Genomic DNA, 20,900 nt, shown 5'->3' on the forward strand with positions numbered 1-20,900 from the left:
CAGGGTTTCCCCTGCCTTAATTATTTTTTGAGCGATAAATATTGCTGACAAATAGGCTGTAACCCATAGCTCAGCAGCTGTTGGTGATTAATTTCCGGGGGCAAGGCATACATTTCCGCCATTTTTTCCGCCAGCGATTTTTCATTGAGCTCCGCCAATGCGTTTTCCATTCCCGCTTTTTCCAGAATTTCCGCAGGACCGCCCGGGCAACGGGTGCTGACCACCGGCGTATCGCACAGCAGCGCTTCAACCAGTACGTTGCCAAAGCCCTCACTGTCGGAGCTCAGCACCAGCAGGGATGCGTGGCGAATAAACGGGTAGGGATTGGCCTGGAAGCCGAGAAACAGCACGCGCTCGGCAATGCCCAACTGGTTCGCCAGTTGCTTCACCTGTGCGATATGGGATTCGCTGCCGGTGCCGATCAGCGCCAACGGCGCCTGTATACCCGATTGGGCATAGGCTTTCAGCAGGCGATCGTGCCGTTTGTGCGGATGAAAACGCCCAACGTGCACCAGGTAATCTTTGCCCGCCAACTCGCAGGGCTCTGTCGCCTGCTGCTCGATGCTGGCAATGTCGAACGGATTATTGATCACTTCCAGTCTGCTTGGCTGGATCGGCAGGTTCCGCTGTAAATCGTCCCCGACGGCCTTTGATACCGCAACGATATTTCTGCCTTGGTAAACCGCCGCGATTTTTCGCTGTTTCAACCAGCGATCCAGCCCCTTGCGGTGGCCCAGATAAGAGGTTGAAAGGATGCCGTGAATGCAAAACCACAGGCGATCTGACGAGAGCAGTTTGCTGCGGCTGACGATGCGATCGGTTTTATGCAGGTTGGAGAACACCAGATCATAGGCGCCCTGTTGGCGTTCGTTATCTGCGATGGCCTTGTCCAACGCGGCGGCGCGGCGAGACAGTTCGGTCAGTTTACGCCATGGTGAACGGCTGCTGTCCGCCACCACCTGGTAGTGAATGCCGGTAGGGGTAGGGTAGTTACAGACATCGCGCAATGAAATCAGGCTGACGTCATTGCCCATTTGCTGCATGCCCTGGCACAGCGTCAGCACCACTTTTTCTGCGCCGCCGCCGGGCAGACCGTCGATAATCATCAGAATACGCATAGTTAATCCAGCAGCCGGTTATAAAGGGATATCAGCTGTTCCGACAGGTGTGCCGGGGTAGCCGACATGATACGTAATCTTGCAGCTTCACCCATGGTGGAACCCTGAGCCTGACGTGGCAACGCGGTGATCGCCTCGATCAGCGCCGGTACGTCGAGGGCATCGGTCACAAACCCATTTTGCCCCTGAGTGATAAACTCGGCACCGCCACAGGTGGTGCTGGTGATCACCGGAAGGCCACAGGACATGGCTTCCAGAATCACATTGGGGAACGGGTCGTACAACGTCGGTAATAACAGCGCATCGGCGGCCTGGTAGAAGGGCAGCGTTTGTTTCTGCACTCCCATAAACCGCACCCGTTCGCTGCAACCGAGCGACTGCGCCAGCGCCTGATAGCGTTTTTCAGCCTTATCCTTGCCTACTACCAGCAGATAGCTGTCAGTGGCCGCGACGGCGCGAATGGCGGCGGCCAGCCCCTTGCGTTCAAAACCTGAGCCGACAAAAATCAGGCAGTGCGCCTGTTGCGGGATCTGGTATTGCTGACGTAGCTGCTGTCGCTGTTCGGCATTGGCGGGCAGAAATTTTTGATTATCAATGGCGTTGTAGATCACCGTAATTTTATCGGCGGGAACGCCGAAATCATCGATGATTTCCTGTTTAATCATTTCGGCGTTGCAGATGACCGCTTTCAGCTCCGGAGCGGCGTACATCGCCCGTTCCGCACACATAACGTAGCGGTGGTAGCGGTTGGAGAACAGCCACTTGCGGCGCCATTCCGGCAGCAGGCGCGCCCGCTGCAATAACCAGCGGCGATGTACGCCATCGCCGGCGCGATAAATATCGCAGCCCGGAATGCGCTCATGGCTTTGCACCAAATCGAAGCGTTCCTTTTGCCACAGGGCTCTGGCCGCGTCGGCAAAGCCGCGTTCACGGCTGATGCGGCCAAATTTCAGCGGATTGCACAGGTGAATGTGCCAGTTCGGGTTGGCATCACCCTGCCATTCGCGGGTGATGACGTTAAGATCCAGGTCCTGCTGTTCCAGCGCCTCCAGGGCGCGTGAGACGAAACGCTCAGCTCCACCGTCCGGGCGGTATTTTTGGCGAACGATCGCCAAACGAAATGCTTTCATGCCAGCGTGCTCCGCGCGGCTGCAATCACCGCGTCTGTAGGAATAAGGTCCAGATAACGTTCATCGGTGCCGGTATCAATGGCGTCTGGATCGGGCAAGGTGCCATAATCACCGGCCCATATCACATGGCCAATGACCTGCCATGGACGCCAGAACACCAGCTTGGAAGGGCCAAACAGCGCGACGCAAGGGGTCTGCAGCGCGGCGGCCATGTGCATAGGCACCGAATCTACGCCGATAAACAGTTTTGCGTGGTCGATCAGGGCGGCCAGTTGCCGCAGCGTCAGTTGCCCAGCCAGGGACACTACGCCCTGTGGCGGACAGAGCGCCAGAATGCGCGCCACCATTTCGCGTTCCTTTGGATCCGGGCCAGAGGTGATCACCAATGAGTGACCGTCGGCCTGCAACGCGCTGATGGTGGCGGCCATTTTTTCTTCGCTCCAGCATTTGAAGAACCAGCGGGAAGTGGGTTGCACCACAATGTAATCGCCGGTAATGCCCTGTTGCTGCAACAGTTGCTCGCAGGCTTGCCAGTCCTGCGATGGATAGCTCATGGTGACCTGCTGACTGACGCCTGGCAGGCCAAGCGGCTGTAACAGCGACAGGTTTTGTTCAACGGTGTGCAACCGGGCATGATCGCTGACCGGTACCAAATGCGTGTGGCAGTGCCGCCATAAGAAGCCCTGACGCTTGGGGAAATCGAACCCCAGCCGGATACGTGCACCGGTCAGCCGGGCGAGAATAGCGCTGCGCCACTGATCGGCCAGGTTGACCACCAGATCGTAATGCCGGGCCTTAAGCTGTCGGATCAGATTCAGTTCATGACTCAGGTGCGCTTTCGTACCCTGTTTTTTCCATTGACGATCGATCACGAAGACGTTCGACAAGGCCAGATGGCTGACCAGCATTTCCTGGGTTTCTTTATACAGCAGTACGTCGATCTGCGCCTGCGGGTAGTTTTGCTGCAGGGTATTGATGACCGGCGTGATCAGCAACATGTCGCCGTGGTGGCGAAGTTTAACGATCAAAATACGCTGTATCGAGGTATCAGGAGCAAGGGCTGGCGCGTCGTTCATCATGAGTCGCTTTCAGGGAAACCAATCTTTGATTCTAAATGACCCGATCGCATGTGGCTACTGTTGCACGGTTTTCTTGCCGTGAAGAGAAAAAATCGCCTTGGGAAGTGACAAAATGCCTTCAACGTTGTCAAAACCAGGCACTAAAGTCGTTTGCCCTGGCGAAACGCCCTGCGTAACATAATGCATTCTGTTGATATCAGGCCCGATATTTATGACCAAACCGGCATTTCTCATCACCATTGATACCGAAGGCGACAATCTGTGGCAAAACCACGATCGCATTTCGACCGATAACACGCGCTTTTTGCCGCGCTTTCAGGCGCTGTGTGAGAAATATGGCTTTAAGCCGGTGTACCTCACCAACTATGAAATGGCGATGGATGCAGAATATGTCGAGTTCGCTCGCGATGTGATTGCCCGCGGCACCGGCGAAGTGGGAATGCATCTGCATGCCTGGAACAGCCCGCCGCTGACGCCGTTGACCGAAGATGACTGGCGACACAAACCCTATCTGATCGAATACCCGGCCGAGCAAATCCGCGCCAAGGTCGATCACATGACCAAACTGTTGGAAGACAGCTTCCAGACAAAAATGCTCAGCCATCGCGCCGGGCGTTGGGCGTTTAACGAATACTATGCCGCCTTGCTGCTGGAGTATGGTTATCAGGTGGATTGCTCGGTTACGCCGCGCGTTAACTGGCAGTACTCACCGGGCAACCCGCAGGGTAACGGCGGCACTGACTATCGCCATTTCCCATCGCAGGCCTATTTTATCGATCCGGAAAATATCGCCAGAGCGGGTTCCTCATCTCTGCTGGAAGTGCCGATGAGCATTCAATATAAACATTCTGCGCTGATGAATACGCTGAAGCAGGGTTACGATCGGCTGCGTGGCAAACAACGTTCGCCGTCGGTCAACTGGCTGCGCCCAAGCGGCGGAAACCTGGAAAAAATGAAGCTTGTGGCTGAGCGCTGTTTGGCGCAGGGGCATGATTACGTGGAATTTATGCTCCACTCTTCCGAGTTTATGCCGGGTGGCAGCCCAACCTTTAAGACCGAACAGGATATTGAAGTGTTGTACCGTGATTTAGAGCAGCTGTTCGCCTGGCTGCAGCAGCGTACGGTTGGCATGACGCTGGCCGAGTATTATCAACTTAAAGTGAACTGACATGTCGAAAAAATGGAAAATTAAGGTCGCGGATTGGTTTTTGCGACGTTATACCGCAAAGTCCGGCCGTTTCCAGGATAAGGCGACTTTCGACAGTCGGCTTCAATTTGACAATATCGTCATCTATTCCACGACGGCGTTGGGCGACTTTATGTTTAACACGCCTGCGCTGCGGGCGATGCGTGAACGCTATCCGAACGCGCATATTACTCTGGTGGTTCACAAGAAGAATCAGGAGCTGGTGGAAAACGGCCGCTACTACGATCGCGTGGTGTATTGGGACAGCAAAATCAAAAGTCTACGTCCGCTGTTGAAATCGCTGCGCGAACATCAGCCGGATTTGGCGTTGATCCTGCACTCACATCTGCCGTACGACATTATCAGCGCCGTCTTATCCGGGGCTAAATACATTATCCGGGATAACTACAGCTCCGGAATTTGTGGGCTGGAACCTTGGTTGACCAACTATATCTTCCATTACTACGGCCATTTTATTCGCCGCAAGTTGGAGCTGATTTCCATTTTGGGTTGCCGCAGCGACGATCCCACCATGGAAATTCCCGCGCCGTATCAACCGGGCGTCAAAAGCAGCGAGCACTGTACGATAGGCTTTCAGTTGGGCGCGTCTACCGAATCGCGCTGTTGGCCGGTATCGCATTTTGCTCGGTTGGCCGATGAGCTGGTGGCCAAGCATGCCAATGTGCGCATCGTACTGATTGGCGGGCCTTTCGACGAAGGGAAAGCGCAGCAGTTTCTGAGCCAGGTTAGCCCTCAAACCCGGGAGTGTGTAGACAACCGCATCGGTAAAACGGGGCTGCAGACGTTGCTGACGCTGATCGACAGCTTCCATGTGTTGGTTACCGGCGATACCGGCCCACTGCATTTAGCCGTGGCGCTGAAGGTAAAAACCATCAGCCTGTTTGTCACCGCGGATTCGCGTTCTACCGGACCGATTCAGGATCCGGAGCTGCATCGGATCATTCAGGTTTCCCGTACCGGCTATACTATGCCGCTGGAGGCTGAAAGCCCGATGGGCGTGATCCAACCACAGCGTATTTACGCTGAAGTGGTGGATCATTTATCGCTGAATAAAGAGTGAGTTAGCGCTTTTTCAGTTGCCAGCGCATTTTTGACAGCCAGGTGTCCACTCGTGCGTACCGCATTTGCCGGATCTTTTTTCGCGGTACGCCGCTGTTGCTGCAGACTTCAGCCAGGCGTTTGAAGGTACGTAGTGTTTCCGGTTCATAGTGATAGTAACCGTACAGCGCTTTCGACATCGCTCTGATTTCTGAAAAACAGTTCCCGAGCATCAGAGCCGCCAGTTGGCGCAGTGGCTCGTCATCTCGGTGCTGTTCGACAAAACTCAACATTTTCCCCGTCGCAAAAAGCATGTCCTCAATATCCTTGGATTTGATATTGCGGGTGATCCCCTGACTGTTATCTCGATAGAAATAGAGCACGTGGTCGAGATGAGTAATTTTGCGCGTTTTGAAATATTGAAAAGGCGTGAAAATGACATCTTCATAGCGTCGACCGTCTTCGAATCGGTCACCTTCCAACAATGAGCGTCGATAGACACGGCTCCACAGGTGCCACATTGAGTGGGAAAATAACGGGGTGAGACAGGCCAGGCCCTGGCCAGCAAAGTCATAAGTGCTGCTGCGGATCGCGGTGCCAACAGGCTGTACCGGCGGACTGTCAGCAAACTTCTGATAATTAAAATCGATCAGGTCGTCTTCGTTTGCCAGCAGCAATGGCCGCAGAATGGCCAGATAGTCGCTGCTCAGCAAGTCGTCGCCGTCGAGGAAGGTGACATAGCGCCCGGTAGCCAGCTGCAAGCCGACGTTGCGGGCGTGGGCGATACCGCTATTTTCTTGCGAAATAAAGACCACCTGGGGATGCCGGCGTTCGGCTAACAGTTGGCGCACCAGCGAGGCGGACTTGTCGGTCGAGCCGTCATCAATGATGACCACCTCGATATCATCGCCGATCTGGTTAAACAGCGAGCTCAGGCTGGCAACGACGAAATTTTCGTTGTTGTAAAATGGCACGATAACGCTGAGCAGAGGCGGCGATGAGTTCATGAGGTTAATCCTGAGCGACCGACGTTTTTTTCACTGAAAGCACGCTGGCAACGATCGCCAGGCAAAAAATCGCCGTACCTTCAGTGCTAAAGAATATGACGTCACTGAGCCCATAAACAAACAGGCTGAAGGTCACACCCAGCAACAGTGCATTGCGGTGAGGCTTTAATGAGGAAACAAATAAGCCGATGTACAGCGCCAGTAAAAACAGGGCCCCCCAGACGCCTTTGAGCGAGTAGGTTTCCAGCAGCTCATTGTGCATATGAACATTGATATAAGGCATTACGCCATACAGTTCGGGCTGCTTGGCAACTATAGCTTTGATTTCCTCTCCGCGCTGTTCTGCCGATTGTCCCAACGGGGCCAGGTTTCCGGTACGCACCCCGATTATTTGCATCGTAAGGCGTGACATAATGGAATTGTCGATTTCTGGATTATTCGCTTGCTGCATGTTGGTTTTAAAATCGGCAATACGCTGTTCAATTTGTGGTTTAAAGATGAACCCGCAGGCGACCAACAATAAAGGTACTGAAGCTATCAGCAGGATTTTGTGCTTATGGGAAATCAGGTTTTTTGTCGCCAGTATCGACAGGCCTACCGCGACCGGGTAGACCAGCATCGCCGCCCGGGTGCCGGTCAGCACCAGCGTGGATAAGGTGACCAGAAAGCCGATGATATAGAGCGGAATGCGGTATTTCGTTCGCAGCATCAGAATTGCCTGCAGCATGACCAGATTGATGGCGGTAATCAAATAGGCGGCAACGGTAGCGCGATCGAAGTTAATCTCTACGCGGCCAATATCCAGCCACAAGCCCTGATAAAGGGAATAACCGTTGACCGCAATACCCGTCACCAACGCAATAACAATAAAGGCGCGTTGCATGCAAAGGCGTTCATTTAACGCAATCAGCAGAATAAAGGCGGTGGCGATCTGCAGCTTGCCGGTCGACATGTATGAGCGGTAAATATTGATGTAATCGCCCGGTTGTTTAAAGTGCTGCAACCAGAAAATGCTCCCCATGCCTACGCAGAAAAACAGAACGGGTACGATAAGGTTTTTTTTGTTTTTAAAGTAATACTTCAGGTTTAAACACACGGCGATAAATGAGATATAGCTGGCGACATAAAAAAGATTGCGCCCGGTGTCGGAACCGAAGGGGATAGTACAAAACGCGATAGCGCATCCCAAATAGATCAGATAACTGAAGACAGGGTGCGGTGTGGTTTCTTTGAGTAGTTGCATGGGGCTGGGTTTCCGGCTCGCATTAATGTTAAGCAGTAAATGATTTCAGCGCGTCGTCAAATTCTGTTTTGAACATAGCGTAGCTGAAATGTTCAACCGGGTAACGCTGCGCATTTTGACTCATACTTTGATATGTTTCCGGCACTATCAGCTTTTCCACTGCATCTGCGCACTCAAGATGTGACAGCAGTTTCGGCATGACCAAGGTATCGCTGAGTGGATCATAGACATCGTGAGGGAAATCCACCTTGATACCCGTTAGCCGTTGATGTTCATCAATCGTTACCGAGGGGAGCAAGCCAATACCGCAGTGCCCATCTTTGATCACCTCTGGCTGACCATCGACCTGCGGGAATATGACCGGCACGCCGAAATACAACGCTTCCATACAGGATAAGCCGAAGGGCTCGGTGATCGGCGTACTCATATAGATATGTGTGCGGTTGAAGAAATCCGCAACGTTATCCTGAAAACCGCTGAAGATGACCCGGTCGCCCAGCTCGAGCTTTTCCGCCAAGGCTTCAAATTCTGCCCTGTCGGGTCCCTTGCCTGCAATTTCCAGAGTGACATCATGCCCGCGGCACAGCAGTTCCTGCATCATCAGTAACGACACGCTGATGCCTTTCAGGCTGACCAGGCGAGAGGCGGTGCCTATTCTGATCGGCTTGCTGAGTGGTTTCAGGCTATCGCTGATACCGGAGGGCGTTTTCAGTCGGTTGATCACCACGTGATTCGGACAGGGCAAATTAAAGCGCAGTTCCATCACCCGTTTTGAGGCAAATGAAGCCGATATCACCCCGTCCAGCATGGCGAGAAAACGCAAGGTTTTGTGATTCTTCGGGTAGCGCCATGAACAACCGTGATCGTAGTAAACCAGCTTACCGCGTTTCGGTTTGGCGGCCAGACCGGGTACCAGATCCCAAACGATGACCACGTCGGCATTGGCCTTTTCGATTTTGCTTTTCAGCAGGTATTTGCGTAAAAACTGCGGGCAGCGCAGTGGCAAAGCGTTCACCAGCCGGTTGGCAAAGGTAACTTTTTGGTCAGGCATTTGCCGGCGGATCTCTTCACCGACCTCGCTACTGATGCAAATCACCTCGTTACTGCCGTCGGTAGTGTCGTTGATATACTGCAGGAACAGGCGTTCGACGCCACCCATCTTCCCTAAATTGATAACGTGCAGCTTTTTCATCCAATAACCTTTTGCAACTCGGCCCAGACTGAACCGGCGGAGAGCGTCGCCATGCTTTTTTCTGGGGAAATCAGAGAATGTTGATTCTGACCGTAACCACCGATCAATCCTGGATCGGTGGGACCAAACAGCGTGATATTCGGCCTGTCTAGCGCGGCGGTCAGGTGGCTAAGGCCGGTATCAACCGAGACCACGCATTTCGCACCGGCCAGCACTTCGGCCACCTGCTGCAGACTGAGCTTGGGTAAAACCTCGACGTGCGGGAAACCTTCCGCCAGACGCAGTGCGCGTTGACGCTCGTGCTCTGCGCCCCACGGTAGTTTGATCTTCAAACCGGTTGGCTCAGTTAACGCGATCAGATCGCGCCAGTGTGTTTCCGGCCAGTGCTTCTCATCGCGGGTGGTAGCATGCAAAAACACCAGATACTGGCCAGCATCGGCCGGCAGATGGCTGAGAAAGCGGGCCGCAATGGCGTAATCGCCGACGCTGTCGGGTTTTTCATAGCCCAGGCTTTTGGCAAACAGCTCGCGCGTACGCTCAACGGCATGTTGCTGTTTGTCGATATCGTAGCGGTGGTTGTAGAACCAGCTGGCGAAGGGCTCACGGGCGCTTTTGCTGTCCTGACCGTGTTTGCTGCCTTTGGCGATGCGAGTGATCAGCGCGGCGCTTTTGATTAACCCCTGGGCGTCGATCACCGCGTCGTAATTTCGCTCCTGCACCACGCGTTTAAAGTCGCAGCGTTGCTGGCGAGTTTCACTGCCAAACCAGTTTTTGCGCCAGCGGCGTATCGCCACTGGGATCACACGGTCCACCGCCGGATGCCAGGTGGGGATTTGGCTGAAGTTTTCCTCAACCACCCAATCAAAGCGAATACCGGGAATGGCCTGCATGGCGTCGGTGAGCGCAGGTAGCGTGTGGAGTACATCTCCCATGGAAGAGGTTTTTACAATCAACACCTGCATGCTTATTCCTCGCTGGCGGCAAGTAACGGCGTCAGCGCGTCCAACACCTGCTGTGGCTGAATATCGATCAGGCTTTGATGGTAACCCTGATCGGCATCGCCTTTGCGTATCTTATGGTAACCGCTAATTAAGCGGATCACTTTGGCCTTGTCGGACAGCGGCGGCGTGAAGTCCGGGCTGCTCGGGCCGTACAAGGCTATCAGCGGTTTATTCAACGCCGCCGCAACGTGCATCAAACCTGAGTCGTTACTGACCACGGCCGAACAGGAGGCCAACAGGATCACCGCTTGCTCCAGCTGAGTTTCCCCAGCCAGGTTCATGCAAAAGCCGCGGGCGTCGTCATCCAGCGCAGCGCGGATCTGTTCGCCCGCCTCGTTATCCTTGGCGGAACCGAACAGGGCGATTTGATAACCCTGATCGATCAGCTTCTGTGCCAGAGCGGCATAGTGATAATGCGGCCAGCGTTTGGCCGGACCGAACTCGGCGCCGGGGCAAAAGCCGATGATCGGCCGATGATCGGTCAGGTTGAAGGCGGCGGTAGTTTCGGCAATCTCTTCGTCGCTGACCTGCAGTTGCGGCCACAGTAGCGGCTGCGGCAGATCTTCTGCGCGTTGAATACGTTGCTTGTCATAGGCTAGCGCGACATAACGCTGCACCATCAGCGGGAAGGCGGCCTTGTCCAGTACGCGAATATCATTCAGCAGGCCATAGCGCATTTCCCCGCGCCAACCAACGCGCCGTGGCACCTGGGCAAAGAAGGGCACCAGCGCAGATTTGAAGGAGTTCGGCAGCACATAAGCGCGATCGTATCCGTTAGCGCGCAGGGCATGCCCGAGACGTCGACGCTCACCGAGTGCCAATGCGCCGTGGCCTAACGGCATCGACAGGGCCTGGTTGACCTCCGGCATACGCGCCAGCAATGGACGGCACCAGGCCGGCGCCATCACATCAATTTCTGCCGTCGGGTGCTCGGCCTTCAGGGTGCGGTAGAGACTTTGCGACATCATCATATCGCCAACCCATGAAGGGCCGATAACCAGTATTTTCATACCCTACGTTTGTTCCTTCAGCTTAGGCGGTGCGGTTCAACCAGGCCATGTACTCTTTCACGCCTTCGGCGACCGTTTTGAACGGTGCGTCATAGCCGGCGGCGCGCAGCTTGGTCAGGTCGGCCTGGGTAAACGCCTGATAACGACCTTTGAGTTTTTCCGGGAACGGGATGTTTTCCACTGCGCCTTTCTGATGGAAGTCGACTACCGCGTCGGCCACCGCCTGGAAGGTTTCCGCACGGCCGGTGCCGCAGTTGAAGATGCCGGAGACGCCGCTTTTCCAGAACCACAGGTTCACTGCCGCTACGTCGCCGACGTAGATGAAATCACGCTTGAAGTTCTGGCTGCCGTCGAACAGTTTCGGGTTCTCGCCGCGGTTGATCTGGCTGTTCAGGTGGAATGCCACGCTGGCCATGCTGCCCTTGTGGCCTTCGCGCGGGCCGTAGACGTTGAAGTAACGGAAGCCGCAGATCTGCGAGTCTGCCTCAGGCAGAATTTCACGTACGTACTGGTCGAACAGGAATTTCGAGTAGCCGTAAACGTTCAGCGGCTCTTCAAACTGGCGCTCTTCGATAAACTCTTCACGACCGCCGTAGGTGGCTGCAGAAGAGGCGTACAGGAACGGAATTTCGCGATCCAGGCAGTAGTGCAGCAGATCTTTAGAGTACTGATAGTTGTTGTCCATCATGTACTTGCCGTCCCACTCGGTGGTGGACGAGCAGGCACCTTCGTGGAAAACCGCGTCGATTTCACCCAGATCGTCACCGGCCACGATATTGGCGATGAAATCTTCTTTGTCGATATAGTCGGCGATGTCGAGATCGACCAGGTTGGCGAATTTGGTGCCATCTTTCAGGTTATCTACCACCAGGATATCGCGATACCCTGTGTCATTCAGCGCTTTAATGATATTGCTGCCGATCATGCCGGCGCCACCAGTGACGATAATCATTGGGTTACCCCTGTTATTCTGCCCGGTGGGACACGGTGTCCCACGCTCAATGCCGCTTATAATAGCATTTCATGCCGCTGCAAACATCGGACGGGCTCTGAATATCCCGTGATGTCGAGCACTGCAGTACTTTGCCGTGATATCTGCTGCAATTTTCATATTCTCTCCCGCTGATTCTCGTCAGTTTGGTTACAAATCAGTAAAATATGTTGAAAACAGCCCAATCCTGGAGATAACCGAATGTCCGCGTCTTTTTATCAGCAGTTGGAACAACAACTTGAGACCACCCGTAGCGAGGGATTGTTCAAAGAAGAGCGCATTATTACTACCGCTCAGCAGGCTGATATCGCCGTAGCCGACGGCAGCCATGTGATCAATTTCTGCGCCAACAACTACCTGGGCCTGGCTAACCACCCGGCGATGATCGCGGCGGCCAAGGCCGGTATGGACAGCCACGGTTTCGGCATGGCGTCGGTGCGCTTTATTTGTGGCACCCAGGATAGCCATAAACAGCTGGAAAAAAAGCTGGCCGATTTCCTCGGGATGGAAGACGCCATCCTGTATTCCTCTTGTTTTGACGCCAACGGGGGTCTGTTCGAAACCCTGCTGGGTCCGGAAGACGCCATTATCTCTGATGCGTTGAACCATGCTTCGATCATCGACGGTGTCCGCTTGTGCAAGGCGAAGCGCTATCGCTACGCCAACAACGATATGACTGAATTGGCCGCACAGCTGAAGCAGGCCAAGGCTGATGGCGCACGGCACATCATGATCGCCACCGACGGCGTGTTCTCCATGGACGGCGTGATCGCCAACCTGAAAGGCGTGTGCGATCTGGCGGACCAATATCAGGCGTTGGTGATGGTGGATGACTCCCACGCGGTTGGTTTCGTTGGCGCCAACGGGCGTGGCACCCACGAGTATTGCGAAGTGATGGGGCGCGTCGACATCATTACCGGTACCTTGGGCAAGGCGTTGGGCGGCGCTTCCGGCGGCTATACCGCGGCGAAGAAAGAGGTTGTGGAGTGGCTGCGTCAGCGGTCGCGCCCTTATCTGTTCTCCAACTCGCTGGCGCCGGCGATTGTTGCAGCGTCGATCAAAGTATTGGAATTGCTGGAAGAGGGCGATGCACTGCGCGATCGCCTGTGGGCCAATGCGAGCCTGTTCCGTGAAAAAATGACCGCGGCGGGCTTTGAGCTGGCCGGGGCCGATCACGCCATCATCCCGGTGATGTTGGGTGAAGCAAAACTGGCGCAGGAATTCGCCAATGCGTTGCTCAAGGAAGGCATCTATGTAACAGGTTTCTTCTATCCGGTGGTGCCGAAAGGCCAGGCACGCATCCGTACCCAGATGTCTGCCGATCATACCCCGGAGCAAATTGAGCGTGCTGTTGCGGCGTTCATTCGTATCGGTAAAGATCTTGGCGTTATTGCATAAGGTAAAACCATGAAAGCATTGTCAAAACTGAAAGCGGAAGAAGGGATTTGGATGACCGATGTGCCTCAGCCGGAGCTGGGTCATAACGACATCATGATTAAAATCCGTAAAACCGCGATCTGCGGTACCGATGTTCATATCTATAACTGGGATGAATGGTCACAGAAAACCATCCCGGTGCCTATGGTCGTCGGCCACGAATACGTGGGTGAAGTGGTTGCCATCGGCCAGGAAGTCAAAGGGTTCAACGTCGGCGACCGCGTTTCAGGCGAAGGCCATATCACCTGCGGCCATTGCCGCAACTGCCGGGGTGGCCGCACGCACCTGTGTCGCAACACCACCGGTGTGGGCGTGAACCGTCCAGGGTCGTTTGCTGAGTATCTGGTGATCCCGGCGTTCAATGCCTTCAAGATCCCGGATAATATCTCCGATGAACTGGCGTCAATCTTCGACCCGTTCGGCAATGCGGTGCACACCGCGCTGTCGTTTGATTTGGTGGGCGAAGACGTGCTGGTTTCCGGCGCCGGCCCGATTGGCATCATGGCCGCAGCGGTATGTAAGCACGTTGGCGCTCGCCACGTGGTGATTACCGACGTTAACGAGTACCGTTTGGATCTGGCGCGTAAAATGGGCGTGACCCGTGCGGTGAACGTCAGCAAAGAAAACCTGAACGACGTGATGGCCGAGTTGGGGATGACCGAAGGCTTTGACGTTGGGCTGGAAATGTCCGGTGCGCCACCGGCGTTTCGTTCGTTGCTCAATGCGATGAACCACGGTGGGCGTATTGCCATGCTGGGTATTCCACCGTCGGATATGTCGATCGACTGGAATCAGGTGATCTTCAAGGGGCTGTTTATCAAAGGGATTTACGGTCGTGAGATGTTTGAAACCTGGTATAAGATGGCGGCGCTGATTCAGTCTGGTTTGGATCTGACGCCTATCATTACTCACCGTTTCTCGATCGACCAATTCCAGCAGGGCTTTGATGCCATGCGTTCCGGCCAATCCGGGAAAGTGATTTTGAGCTGGGATTAACAGTAAAAAGGGCCGGAATTCCGGCCCTGATTTTATGCTTTAGGTTTGTCTGGCGTTGAGTCCGTCCAGCGTTGCCACTGACGTTTAATGAAGGTCACGGCCGGCGACTGGGTCACGCTTTCGCCGATCACACTCATGACCTTGCCCGCGTTGACTTTTTCCTTCGGCAACTTGACCTTACACTGCTTGATCCCGCCATTGAACGGGTTCTTCGGCTGCGGTTTCTGCGGTTTGACCGGTGGTGGAACATAGCTGCCGCCACTACCGCCGCCCTGTGGTTCGTTCAGCAGCGAGCTGGGTTTCACCAGCACGATGTCGCTTGGCAGCGTAGGCAGCATTTGCTGCAGCACTTTCACCGTCGCCGGCCGTGGGTGGCCAATGGCAATAGCGGAACCGTTGCGCCGTGCCAATTCGACCGCCCGGTTGAACTGGCGGCGAATATCGGCTTCGCTGGCCGTATCGTCCAGGAACACCTTACGCTTGATCACCTTCACATGGGTGCCGGCCGCCGCTCGGGTGGCCTGGCTGTTGCCGATGGTCATGCTGTCGAGGAAATAGAGCTGATAGCTGTCGAGCGCCTGCATGACTTTTTGCATACCGGGCAAGCTGGAGGTCATGGCACTCCCCATGTGGTTATTCATACCCACCGCATAGGGCACATTATTGACCGCATTGCGGATAATGCGCTGTATCTCTTCACTGCTCATGGAAGGCTGTAGCGTGTCACGCTCCAGCGGTTGCTTACTGAGCGGCGCCATCGGCATATGGATCAGTACTTCCCGGCCCTGACTGTGGGCGCGGGTGGCCATTAAGCGGGCATGGGGGGCGTTGGGCAGCACTGCAACGGAGATGGCCGTCGGCATTTGCAGCACCGCACCTTCTTCGTGCGGGCGGTAGCCCACGTCATCGATGACGATGGAGAGTTTCCCTGCCTGTGCGGCGCAGACCTGCAGCAGACAACCAATCAAGACGGCAGTACGGATTTTGTTATAGCGCAAATCTATCTTCCCAACCACGGTAGTGGGTTAACGGCCTGACCCTGGCGACGAATTTCGAAATAGAGCGACGGCGTTCCCTGGCCTCCGCTGGTGCCTACCAGGGCTATCGGTTGGCCGGCGCGCACCTGTGCCCCGACGTTGACCAGTGCACTTTGGTTGTAGCCGTACAGGCTCATGTCACCCTTACCGTGTTCGATGACGACAACCAGGCCATAGCCCTGCAGCCAATCGGCCAGCAGCACGCGGCCGTCGGCGATAGCTTTCACTTCGCTGCCTTCGGCGGCGGAGATCACCATGCCTTTCCAGCGTAGTTCACCTTGCAGCTGTTCACCGAAACCATGCAACGTGCGGCCGCGGACCGGCCAGATTGCCTGCCCATTCGGTCTGCCAAGGCCGCCGGTACGGGCCATCAATGAGCGGTCGGCTTCGCTTGGCTTATAGCTGGTGCCGGTTTTCTTCGCCTGCTGTTCTTTGACGCGAACCTGCTCGCGAACCTTGGCGGCCTCACGCGCTTCGCGTTCCGCTCGGGCACGGGCTTCTCGTTCGGCCCGGGCAATCTTGTCGCGCATGCGGGTTTCGTTCTGGCGCAGTTCCACCAGACGCTGCTGATCTTTTTCCAGCGAGGCTTCCAGCGCGGTCAGCGTTTTCTTACGTGCACCGCGTGCCTGCTCCAGCTTCTGCTGCTGCGTTTGTTGTTCCCCTAGCAGCGATTTCTGTTGGCCCTGCTTGGCCACCAGCGTGGTTTTTTGCTTTGCCAGCTCGGCGCGGGTTTGCTTCAGTTCTTCAATGGTTTGCTGACGCGCGTCGTTCAGGTAGCCGAAGTAAGCCAAAATACGCTCGCTACGCTGGCTCTCTTCACCGCTGAGGATCAATTGCACGGCGCTGTGCTGGCCCTGGCGGAAGGCGGCATCGAGCTGTTTGGCGAGGATTTCCTGCTGGGTGGATTGCTGCTTTTGCAGCTTGGCGATTGAGGCATTCAGGCCGGAGATATCTTTCCCCAGTTGACTCAATGTGCTTTGGGTGTCACGCAGCAGGCGGCTGGCCTGCGCGATGGTTTTTTCTTGCTGCTTAAGCTGATCCTGCAATGAGCTGCGCTGTTGCTGCTGCTGCTTAACCGCCTTTTCTTTCTCGGCGATGCTTTGCTGGATGTCTTTGAGCTGGGATTTATTGTCTTCCGCCGCCTGGCTGGCTAACGGCAACAACAAGACGCCAGCGTAAAATACGCTGGCGCACAGGGTGGTTAACTTCCTTGGCGCGGTGCGTTCAGGCAGCGGCTGGCTGCCTGAGTTTGCGCTTCGGGTTACCCTTGATAGTGCAAAAAACGCCTTTTCCCTCATAGGGAAGGATTATTCCACGATGAACAGCGGCTTACCAGTCATCTCTTGCGGGATTTCCATTCCCATCAGCGTCAGCATGGTCGGCGCGATGTCCGAAAGCTTGCCGCCGTTGACTGCGCGGGCAGGCTTGCCGATGTAAATCAGCGGTACCGGAAGGCTGGTGTGGGCGGTGTGCGCCTGACCGGTCGCCGGATCGCGCATTTGCTCGGCATTACCGTGGTCGGCGGTGATCAGCAGTTGCCCGTCGACGGCTTTCACCGCTTCGACGACCTGGGCGATACAGCCGTCCAGCGTTTCCACCGCTTTCACTGCCGCGTCGTAAACCCCGGTATGACCCACCATATCGCCATTTGGATAGTTGCAGATGATGGCGTCGTACTTGCCGCTGTTAATGGCGGTCAGCAGTTTGTCGGTCAGTTCGGCGGCGCTCATTTCTGGCTGCAGATCGTAGGTCGCGACCTTCGGTGAGTTGATCAGCACACGTTCTTCCCCGGCAAACGGCTCTTCAACGCCGCCATTATAGAAGAAGGTGACGTGGGCGTATTTTTCGGTTTCCGAAATGCGCAGCTGGGTTTTGTCATGCTTCATTAACCATTCGCCGAAGGTGTTGTTCAACGATGCCGGCGGATAGGCGCAGGGAACTTTGATGTCGGCCGCGTATTCGGTCAGCATCACGAAATCACCAAAGTTGATGACTTTGGCGCGTGGGAAACCGTCGAAATCCGCCTTCACGAAGGCACGAACGATCTGGCGTGCGCGATCGGCGCGGAAGTTCATGAAAATCAGTGCGTCACCGTCGTGCAGTTCGGCCGTGGCCTCCCCGGCAGTCTGGAGAACGGTCGGCTTGACGAACTCGTCGTTCTCGCCGCGCTGGTAAGCGGCCTGCAGGGCAGCAACGGCGTTGTCGGTGACAAAGTCGCCCTTGGCCTGGGTCAGTAAATCATAAGCCAGTTGAACGCGATCCCAGCGGTTGTCGCGGTCCATGGCGTAGTAACGGCCGATCAGCGATGCGATACGCCCGCAGCCGAGGCTGGCAAAGGTATCGCTAAAGCGTTGCAAGGAGGGTTCAGCACTGCGTGGCGGGGTATCGCGACCGTCGAGGAAGGCATGCAGGTAAACGGCTTTGGCACCGCGTTGCGCGGCCAGTTCAATCATGGCCAGAATATGGTCTTCGTGGCTGTGCACGCCGCCCGGCGACAGCAACCCCATGATATGCACTGCTTTGCCGGCCTGTACGGCCTTGTCGACCGCCGCCGTCAGCGTTGGGTTAACGAAGAAATCGCCTTCTTTGATTTCTTTATCCAACCGGGTCAGATCCTGATAAACGATGCGCCCGGCCCCCAGGTTGACGTGGCCGACTTCCGAGTTGCCCATCTGACCGTCAGGCAGGCCGACATCCAGCCCGGATGCGGCGATAAGAGTATGCGGCTGTTGTTGCCACAGGCGATCCATCACCGGCGTTTTGGCGTTCACAATGGCGTTGTCCTGTTGCTCCTCACGGTGGCCGTAGCCGTCCAGGATCACCAGTACCATCGGTTTTTTGTTGCTCGACATTGCATTAACCTCATTATGAATTTTAAGTTGTGAATAGCCATCTGCCCGATGCCGGAGTGATGGCTATTCACCCTAAAAACCGGCCGATTTTACAACGCCGACGGTTAAAAAGAGCCCAGAGAGATCAAAGTTGCGGTCAACAAGGGTGGCTTTTAGGCTGTGGCGCAGAGAATTTCTCAGCGTAGCCCGCAGTTTCTGCACTAGCACTTGCTTATTGGCTGTATTTGCTGCACTCGGCAGGTATACTCTGGAACCTTGAGTTATTTTTTCCTTAAACTGACGGGAGTTGTTACACCCCATGCTGCAAGAAATTATGCAATTCGTTAGCAAGCATCCCATACTGAGCCTGGCCTGGATCGCCCTGCTGGTTGCGGTGATCGTCATGACCTTCAAGAGCAGTTTCTCCAAGGTGAAAGAGATCACCCGTGGTGAAGCCACCCGACTGATTAATAAAGAAGATGCCGTTGTGGTGGATACCCGCAGCCGTGATGATTTCCGCAGAGGCCACCTGGCCAACGCCATTAACCTGACCGCCAGCGAAATCAAAAGCGGCAGCCTGGGCGAGCTGGAAAAACACAAGGCTCAGCCAATCATCGTGGTGTGTGCCAACGGCACGACTTCACGTGAGCCGGCAGAAAACCTGCACAAGGCGGGCTTTGAAAACGTCACTACGCTGAAGGACGGGATTGCCGGCTGGAGCGGGGAAAACCTGCCGTTAGTGCGCGGTAAGTAATTGTTTAACGTAGTTGAGGTGGTAATCCATGGCTAACATTGATATCTACACCAAAGCGACCTGCCCGTTCTGCCATCGCGCTAAAGCGCTGCTGAACAGCAAGGGCGCCGCGTTTAACGAAATCGCCATCGATGGCGATAATGAAAAACGCGAAGCGATGATTGCGCGCAGTGGGCGCACCACCGTGCCTCAGATTTTCATCGATGGCCAACATATCGGCGGCTGCGATGATTTATATGAACTCGATGCTCGTGGTGGTCTGGATCCGCTGCTTTAAGCGGGCCGCTACCGGTTACTGAGTGTCAATAAGGACGTTTAACCAAGGGTATTACACACATGTCAGAACAAAACAGCACAGAGATGGCTTTCCAGATTCAGCGCATTTACACCAAGGATATCTCCTTCGAAGCGCCAAAAGCGCCGCAGGTTTTCCAGCAGGAATGGCAGCCAGAAGTTAAACTGGATCTAGATACCGCTTCCAGCCAGTTGGCTGACGAAGTGTATGAGGTTGTACTGCGCGTAACCGTGACGGCGTCTCTGGGCGAAGAAACTGCGTTCCTGTGTGAAGTGCAGCAGGCGGGCATCTTCTCCGTAGCGGGCATCGACGGCACGCAGCTGGCGCATTGCCTGGGCGCATACTGCCCGAACATTCTGTTCCCGTATGCGCGTGAATGCATCACCAGCCTGGTTTCTCGCGGTACATTCCCGCAGCTGAACCTGGCACCGGTTAACTTTGACGCGCTGTTCATGAACTATCTGCAGCAGCAGGCGGAAGGCGAAGGTGCCGCACCACATCAGGATGCCTGATGAACAGCGTCAATGCTTCAATGACAGTGATCGGTGCCGGCTCGTACGGCACCGCATTAGCTATTACGCTGGCGCGTAACGGCCACTCCGTGGTGCTCTGGGGCCATAACCCCGAGCAGATTCAAAAAATGCAGCACGATCGCTGCAATCAGGCCTTTCTTCCCGACGTCACCTTCCCCGATACGCTGTTGCTTGAAGCCGATTTGGCCCGTGCGCTGGCGGCTAGCCGCGACGTGCTGGTGGTTGTGCCAAGCCATGTATTCGGTGATGTGCTACGCCAGTTGAAACCGCATTTGCGGCCGGATGCCCGTATCGTTTGGGCGACCAAAGGGCTGGAGGCAGAAACCGGTCGGCTGTTGCAGGACGTGGCGCGCGAAGCACTGGGCGAAGCCATTCCGCTGGCGGTGGTCTCCGGACCGACGTTCGCCAAAGAGCTGGCTGCCGGGCTGCCTACCGCCATTGCGTTGGCCTCTACCGATGCGCAGTTCGCCGATGACTTGCAGCAGTTGCTGCACTGCGGCAAAAGTTTCCGCGTCTACAGCAACCCCGATTTTATCGGCGTGCAGTTGGGCGGGGCGGTGAAAAACGTGATTGCCATTGGCGCTGGGATGTCAGACGGTATCGGGTTTGGTGCCAATGCCCGTACCGCATTGATTACCCGCGGCTTGACGGAAATGACACGCCTTGGCTCTGCTCTGGGTGCCGATCCTTCGACCTTCATGGGCATGGCAGGGCTGGGCGATCTGGTGTTAACCTGCACCGATAACCAATCGCGCAACCGCCGCTTCGGTATTATGCTGGGGCAGGGAAAAGGCGTGCAGGAAGCGCAGGACAGTATAGGTCAGGTGGTCGAAGGCTATCGCAATACCAAAGAGGTATTGGCGTTGGCGCAGCGGCACGGCGTTGAAATGCCGATTACCGAACAGATTTACCAGGTGCTGTACTGCCATAAAGATGCCCGCGAGGCCGCGCTAAGCCTGTTGGGGCGGACCAGAAAAGACGAAAAACACAACGCTTGACCT

At 55.4% G+C, this 20,900-nt stretch carries 20 protein-coding genes; 8 read left to right on the forward strand and 12 right to left on the reverse strand.

What is annotated here, in order from left to right; all coding sequences use genetic code 11:
* Positions 1–20: 20 nt before the first annotated feature.
* The 3 genes from ACMGG1_RS24505 to rfaQ are packed head-to-tail and all read right to left on the reverse strand — an operon-like array spanning position 21 to position 3,327.
* Entirely contained in the window at positions 21–1,118 is a 1,098-nt protein-coding gene (locus ACMGG1_RS24505) for a glycosyltransferase (RefSeq protein WP_414161078.1), read from the reverse strand.
* Between the two features lie 2 nt (positions 1,119–1,120).
* Positions 1,121–2,248, reverse strand: coding sequence for a glycosyltransferase family 4 protein (locus tag ACMGG1_RS24510; protein WP_122080467.1), 1,128 nt, complete (start codon positions 2,246–2,248; stop codon positions 1,121–1,123).
* On the reverse strand, positions 2,245–3,327 hold the full coding sequence (gene rfaQ / locus ACMGG1_RS24515) for a putative lipopolysaccharide heptosyltransferase III (protein WP_198640244.1): 1,083 nt from the start codon (positions 3,325–3,327) through the stop codon (positions 2,245–2,247). Before rfaQ ends, ACMGG1_RS24510 begins: the two co-directional genes overlap by 4 nt.
* Positions 3,328–3,538: 211 nt before the next feature.
* On the opposite strand from rfaQ, the gene ACMGG1_RS24520 reads away from it, so the two are divergent.
* On the forward strand, positions 3,539–4,495 hold the full coding sequence (locus tag ACMGG1_RS24520; protein WP_128865462.1) for a polysaccharide deacetylase family protein: 957 nt from the start codon (positions 3,539–3,541) through the stop codon (positions 4,493–4,495).
* Between the two features lies 1 nt (position 4,496).
* Entirely contained in the window at positions 4,497–5,594 is a 1,098-nt protein-coding gene (locus ACMGG1_RS24525; RefSeq protein ID WP_142816212.1) for a glycosyltransferase family 9 protein, read from the forward strand.
* 1 nt (position 5,595) lies between these two features.
* Here the strand turns inward: ACMGG1_RS24525 and ACMGG1_RS24530 are convergent, their stop codons facing one another.
* The 6 genes from ACMGG1_RS24530 to rfaD are packed head-to-tail and all read right to left on the reverse strand — an operon-like array spanning position 5,596 to position 11,977.
* Complete coding sequence (locus ACMGG1_RS24530) at positions 5,596–6,579, reverse strand: glycosyltransferase family 2 protein (RefSeq protein ID WP_142816213.1); 984 nt, start codon at positions 6,577–6,579, stop codon at positions 5,596–5,598.
* Positions 6,580–6,583: 4 nt separating this feature from the next.
* On the reverse strand, positions 6,584–7,822 hold the full coding sequence (locus ACMGG1_RS24535) for an O-antigen ligase family protein (protein WP_122080462.1): 1,239 nt from the start codon (positions 7,820–7,822) through the stop codon (positions 6,584–6,586).
* Between the two features lie 28 nt (positions 7,823–7,850).
* Positions 7,851–9,014 (reverse strand): glycosyltransferase, encoded by a 1,164-nt coding sequence (locus ACMGG1_RS24540; RefSeq protein WP_414161079.1) that lies wholly within the window; start codon positions 9,012–9,014, stop codon positions 7,851–7,853.
* Positions 9,011–9,976 (reverse strand): lipopolysaccharide heptosyltransferase RfaC, encoded by a 966-nt coding sequence (rfaC, locus tag ACMGG1_RS24545; RefSeq protein ID WP_130016864.1) that lies wholly within the window; start codon positions 9,974–9,976, stop codon positions 9,011–9,013. The genes ACMGG1_RS24540 and rfaC overlap by 4 nt, the downstream gene beginning before the upstream one ends.
* Positions 9,977–9,978: 2 nt before the next feature.
* The gene (gene rfaF / locus ACMGG1_RS24550) at positions 9,979–11,025 is read right to left on the reverse strand and encodes an ADP-heptose--LPS heptosyltransferase RfaF (protein WP_020837591.1); all 1,047 of its coding nucleotides are present in this window, start codon (positions 11,023–11,025) and stop codon (positions 9,979–9,981) included.
* A 22-nt stretch (positions 11,026–11,047) separates the two neighbouring features.
* Complete coding sequence (rfaD, locus tag ACMGG1_RS24555; protein ID WP_020837590.1) at positions 11,048–11,977, reverse strand: ADP-glyceromanno-heptose 6-epimerase; 930 nt, start codon at positions 11,975–11,977, stop codon at positions 11,048–11,050.
* A 240-nt stretch (positions 11,978–12,217) separates the two neighbouring features.
* Between rfaD and kbl the strand changes: the two genes are divergently transcribed.
* Positions 12,218–13,414, forward strand: coding sequence for a glycine C-acetyltransferase (gene kbl / locus ACMGG1_RS24560; RefSeq protein WP_046374879.1), 1,197 nt, complete (start codon positions 12,218–12,220; stop codon positions 13,412–13,414).
* A gap of 9 nt (positions 13,415–13,423) precedes the next feature.
* A complete protein-coding gene (gene tdh / locus ACMGG1_RS24565) occupies positions 13,424–14,449 on the forward strand; it encodes an L-threonine 3-dehydrogenase (protein WP_044554904.1) in 1,026 nt (341 codons plus the stop codon).
* 32 nt (positions 14,450–14,481) lie between these two features.
* Here the strand turns inward: tdh and ACMGG1_RS24570 are convergent, their stop codons facing one another.
* The 3 genes from ACMGG1_RS24570 to gpmM are packed head-to-tail and all read right to left on the reverse strand — an operon-like array spanning position 14,482 to position 18,338.
* Positions 14,482–15,447: a divergent polysaccharide deacetylase family protein gene (locus tag ACMGG1_RS24570; protein WP_115060818.1), complete on the reverse strand. Its 966-nt coding sequence runs from the start codon at positions 15,445–15,447 to the stop codon at positions 14,482–14,484.
* A 2-nt stretch (positions 15,448–15,449) separates the two neighbouring features.
* Positions 15,450–16,784, reverse strand: a complete 1,335-nt coding sequence (gene envC / locus ACMGG1_RS24575) for a murein hydrolase activator EnvC (RefSeq protein ID WP_128865468.1) — start codon at positions 16,782–16,784, stop codon at positions 15,450–15,452.
* A 9-nt stretch (positions 16,785–16,793) separates the two neighbouring features.
* Positions 16,794–18,338 carry a 2,3-bisphosphoglycerate-independent phosphoglycerate mutase gene (gene gpmM, locus ACMGG1_RS24580; RefSeq protein ID WP_414161081.1) on the reverse strand — a complete coding sequence of 515 codons (1,545 nt, stop codon included), beginning with the start codon at positions 18,336–18,338 and terminating at the stop codon, positions 16,794–16,796.
* 298 nt (positions 18,339–18,636) lie between these two features.
* On the opposite strand from gpmM, the gene ACMGG1_RS24585 reads away from it, so the two are divergent.
* From ACMGG1_RS24585 to gpsA, 4 genes are read left to right on the forward strand one after another with little or no spacing between them, the layout of a single operon-like run.
* Positions 18,637–19,071, forward strand: a complete 435-nt coding sequence (locus ACMGG1_RS24585; RefSeq protein ID WP_020837580.1) for a rhodanese-like domain-containing protein — start codon at positions 18,637–18,639, stop codon at positions 19,069–19,071.
* Positions 19,072–19,099: 28 nt separating this feature from the next.
* Positions 19,100–19,348: a glutaredoxin 3 gene (grxC, locus tag ACMGG1_RS24590; protein WP_012147490.1), complete on the forward strand. Its 249-nt coding sequence runs from the start codon at positions 19,100–19,102 to the stop codon at positions 19,346–19,348.
* 59 nt (positions 19,349–19,407) lie between these two features.
* The gene (secB, locus tag ACMGG1_RS24595) at positions 19,408–19,878 is read left to right on the forward strand and encodes a protein-export chaperone SecB (protein WP_020837579.1); all 471 of its coding nucleotides are present in this window, start codon (positions 19,408–19,410) and stop codon (positions 19,876–19,878) included.
* Entirely contained in the window at positions 19,878–20,897 is a 1,020-nt protein-coding gene (gpsA, locus tag ACMGG1_RS24600; protein ID WP_020837578.1) for an NAD(P)H-dependent glycerol-3-phosphate dehydrogenase, read from the forward strand. The genes secB and gpsA overlap by 1 nt, the downstream gene beginning before the upstream one ends.
* Positions 20,898–20,900: the final 3 nt, after the last annotated feature.

It is taken from the genome of Serratia sp. BNK-12 (genome assembly GCF_047456085.1).
GTDB lineage: Bacteria > Pseudomonadota > Gammaproteobacteria > Enterobacterales > Enterobacteriaceae > Serratia > Serratia liquefaciens.

Excerpts from the sequence above, each read along its gene's own strand:
- ACMGG1_RS24505 (WP_414161078.1), bottom strand. The coding sequence starts at position 1,118 with ATGCGTATTCTGATGATTATCGACGGTCTGCCCGGCGGCGGCGCAGAA.
- ACMGG1_RS24510 (WP_122080467.1), bottom strand. The coding sequence starts at position 2,248 with ATGAAAGCATTTCGTTTGGCGATCGTTCGCCAAAAATACCGCCCGGAC.
- rfaQ (WP_198640244.1), bottom strand. The coding sequence starts at position 3,327 with ATGATGAACGACGCGCCAGCCCTTGCTCCTGATACCTCGATACAGCGT.
- ACMGG1_RS24520 (WP_128865462.1), top strand. The coding sequence starts at position 3,539 with ATGACCAAACCGGCATTTCTCATCACCATTGATACCGAAGGCGACAAT.
- ACMGG1_RS24525 (WP_142816212.1), top strand. The coding sequence starts at position 4,497 with ATGTCGAAAAAATGGAAAATTAAGGTCGCGGATTGGTTTTTGCGACGT.
- ACMGG1_RS24530 (WP_142816213.1), bottom strand. The coding sequence starts at position 6,579 with ATGAACTCATCGCCGCCTCTGCTCAGCGTTATCGTGCCATTTTACAAC.
- ACMGG1_RS24535 (WP_122080462.1), bottom strand. The coding sequence starts at position 7,822 with ATGCAACTACTCAAAGAAACCACACCGCACCCTGTCTTCAGTTATCTG.
- ACMGG1_RS24540 (WP_414161079.1), bottom strand. The coding sequence starts at position 9,014 with ATGAAAAAGCTGCACGTTATCAATTTAGGGAAGATGGGTGGCGTCGAA.
- rfaC (WP_130016864.1), bottom strand. The coding sequence starts at position 9,976 with ATGCAGGTGTTGATTGTAAAAACCTCTTCCATGGGAGATGTACTCCAC.
- rfaF (WP_020837591.1), bottom strand. The coding sequence starts at position 11,025 with ATGAAAATACTGGTTATCGGCCCTTCATGGGTTGGCGATATGATGATG.
- rfaD (WP_020837590.1), bottom strand. The coding sequence starts at position 11,977 with ATGATTATCGTCACTGGTGGCGCCGGCATGATCGGCAGCAATATCATT.
- kbl (WP_046374879.1), top strand. The coding sequence starts at position 12,218 with ATGTCCGCGTCTTTTTATCAGCAGTTGGAACAACAACTTGAGACCACC.
- tdh (WP_044554904.1), top strand. The coding sequence starts at position 13,424 with ATGAAAGCATTGTCAAAACTGAAAGCGGAAGAAGGGATTTGGATGACC.
- envC (WP_128865468.1), bottom strand. The coding sequence starts at position 16,784 with ATGAGGGAAAAGGCGTTTTTTGCACTATCAAGGGTAACCCGAAGCGCA.
- gpmM (WP_414161081.1), bottom strand. The coding sequence starts at position 18,338 with ATGTCGAGCAACAAAAAACCGATGGTACTGGTGATCCTGGACGGCTAC.
- ACMGG1_RS24585 (WP_020837580.1), top strand. The coding sequence starts at position 18,637 with ATGCTGCAAGAAATTATGCAATTCGTTAGCAAGCATCCCATACTGAGC.
- grxC (WP_012147490.1), top strand. The coding sequence starts at position 19,100 with ATGGCTAACATTGATATCTACACCAAAGCGACCTGCCCGTTCTGCCAT.
- secB (WP_020837579.1), top strand. The coding sequence starts at position 19,408 with ATGTCAGAACAAAACAGCACAGAGATGGCTTTCCAGATTCAGCGCATT.
- gpsA (WP_020837578.1), top strand. The coding sequence starts at position 19,878 with ATGAACAGCGTCAATGCTTCAATGACAGTGATCGGTGCCGGCTCGTAC.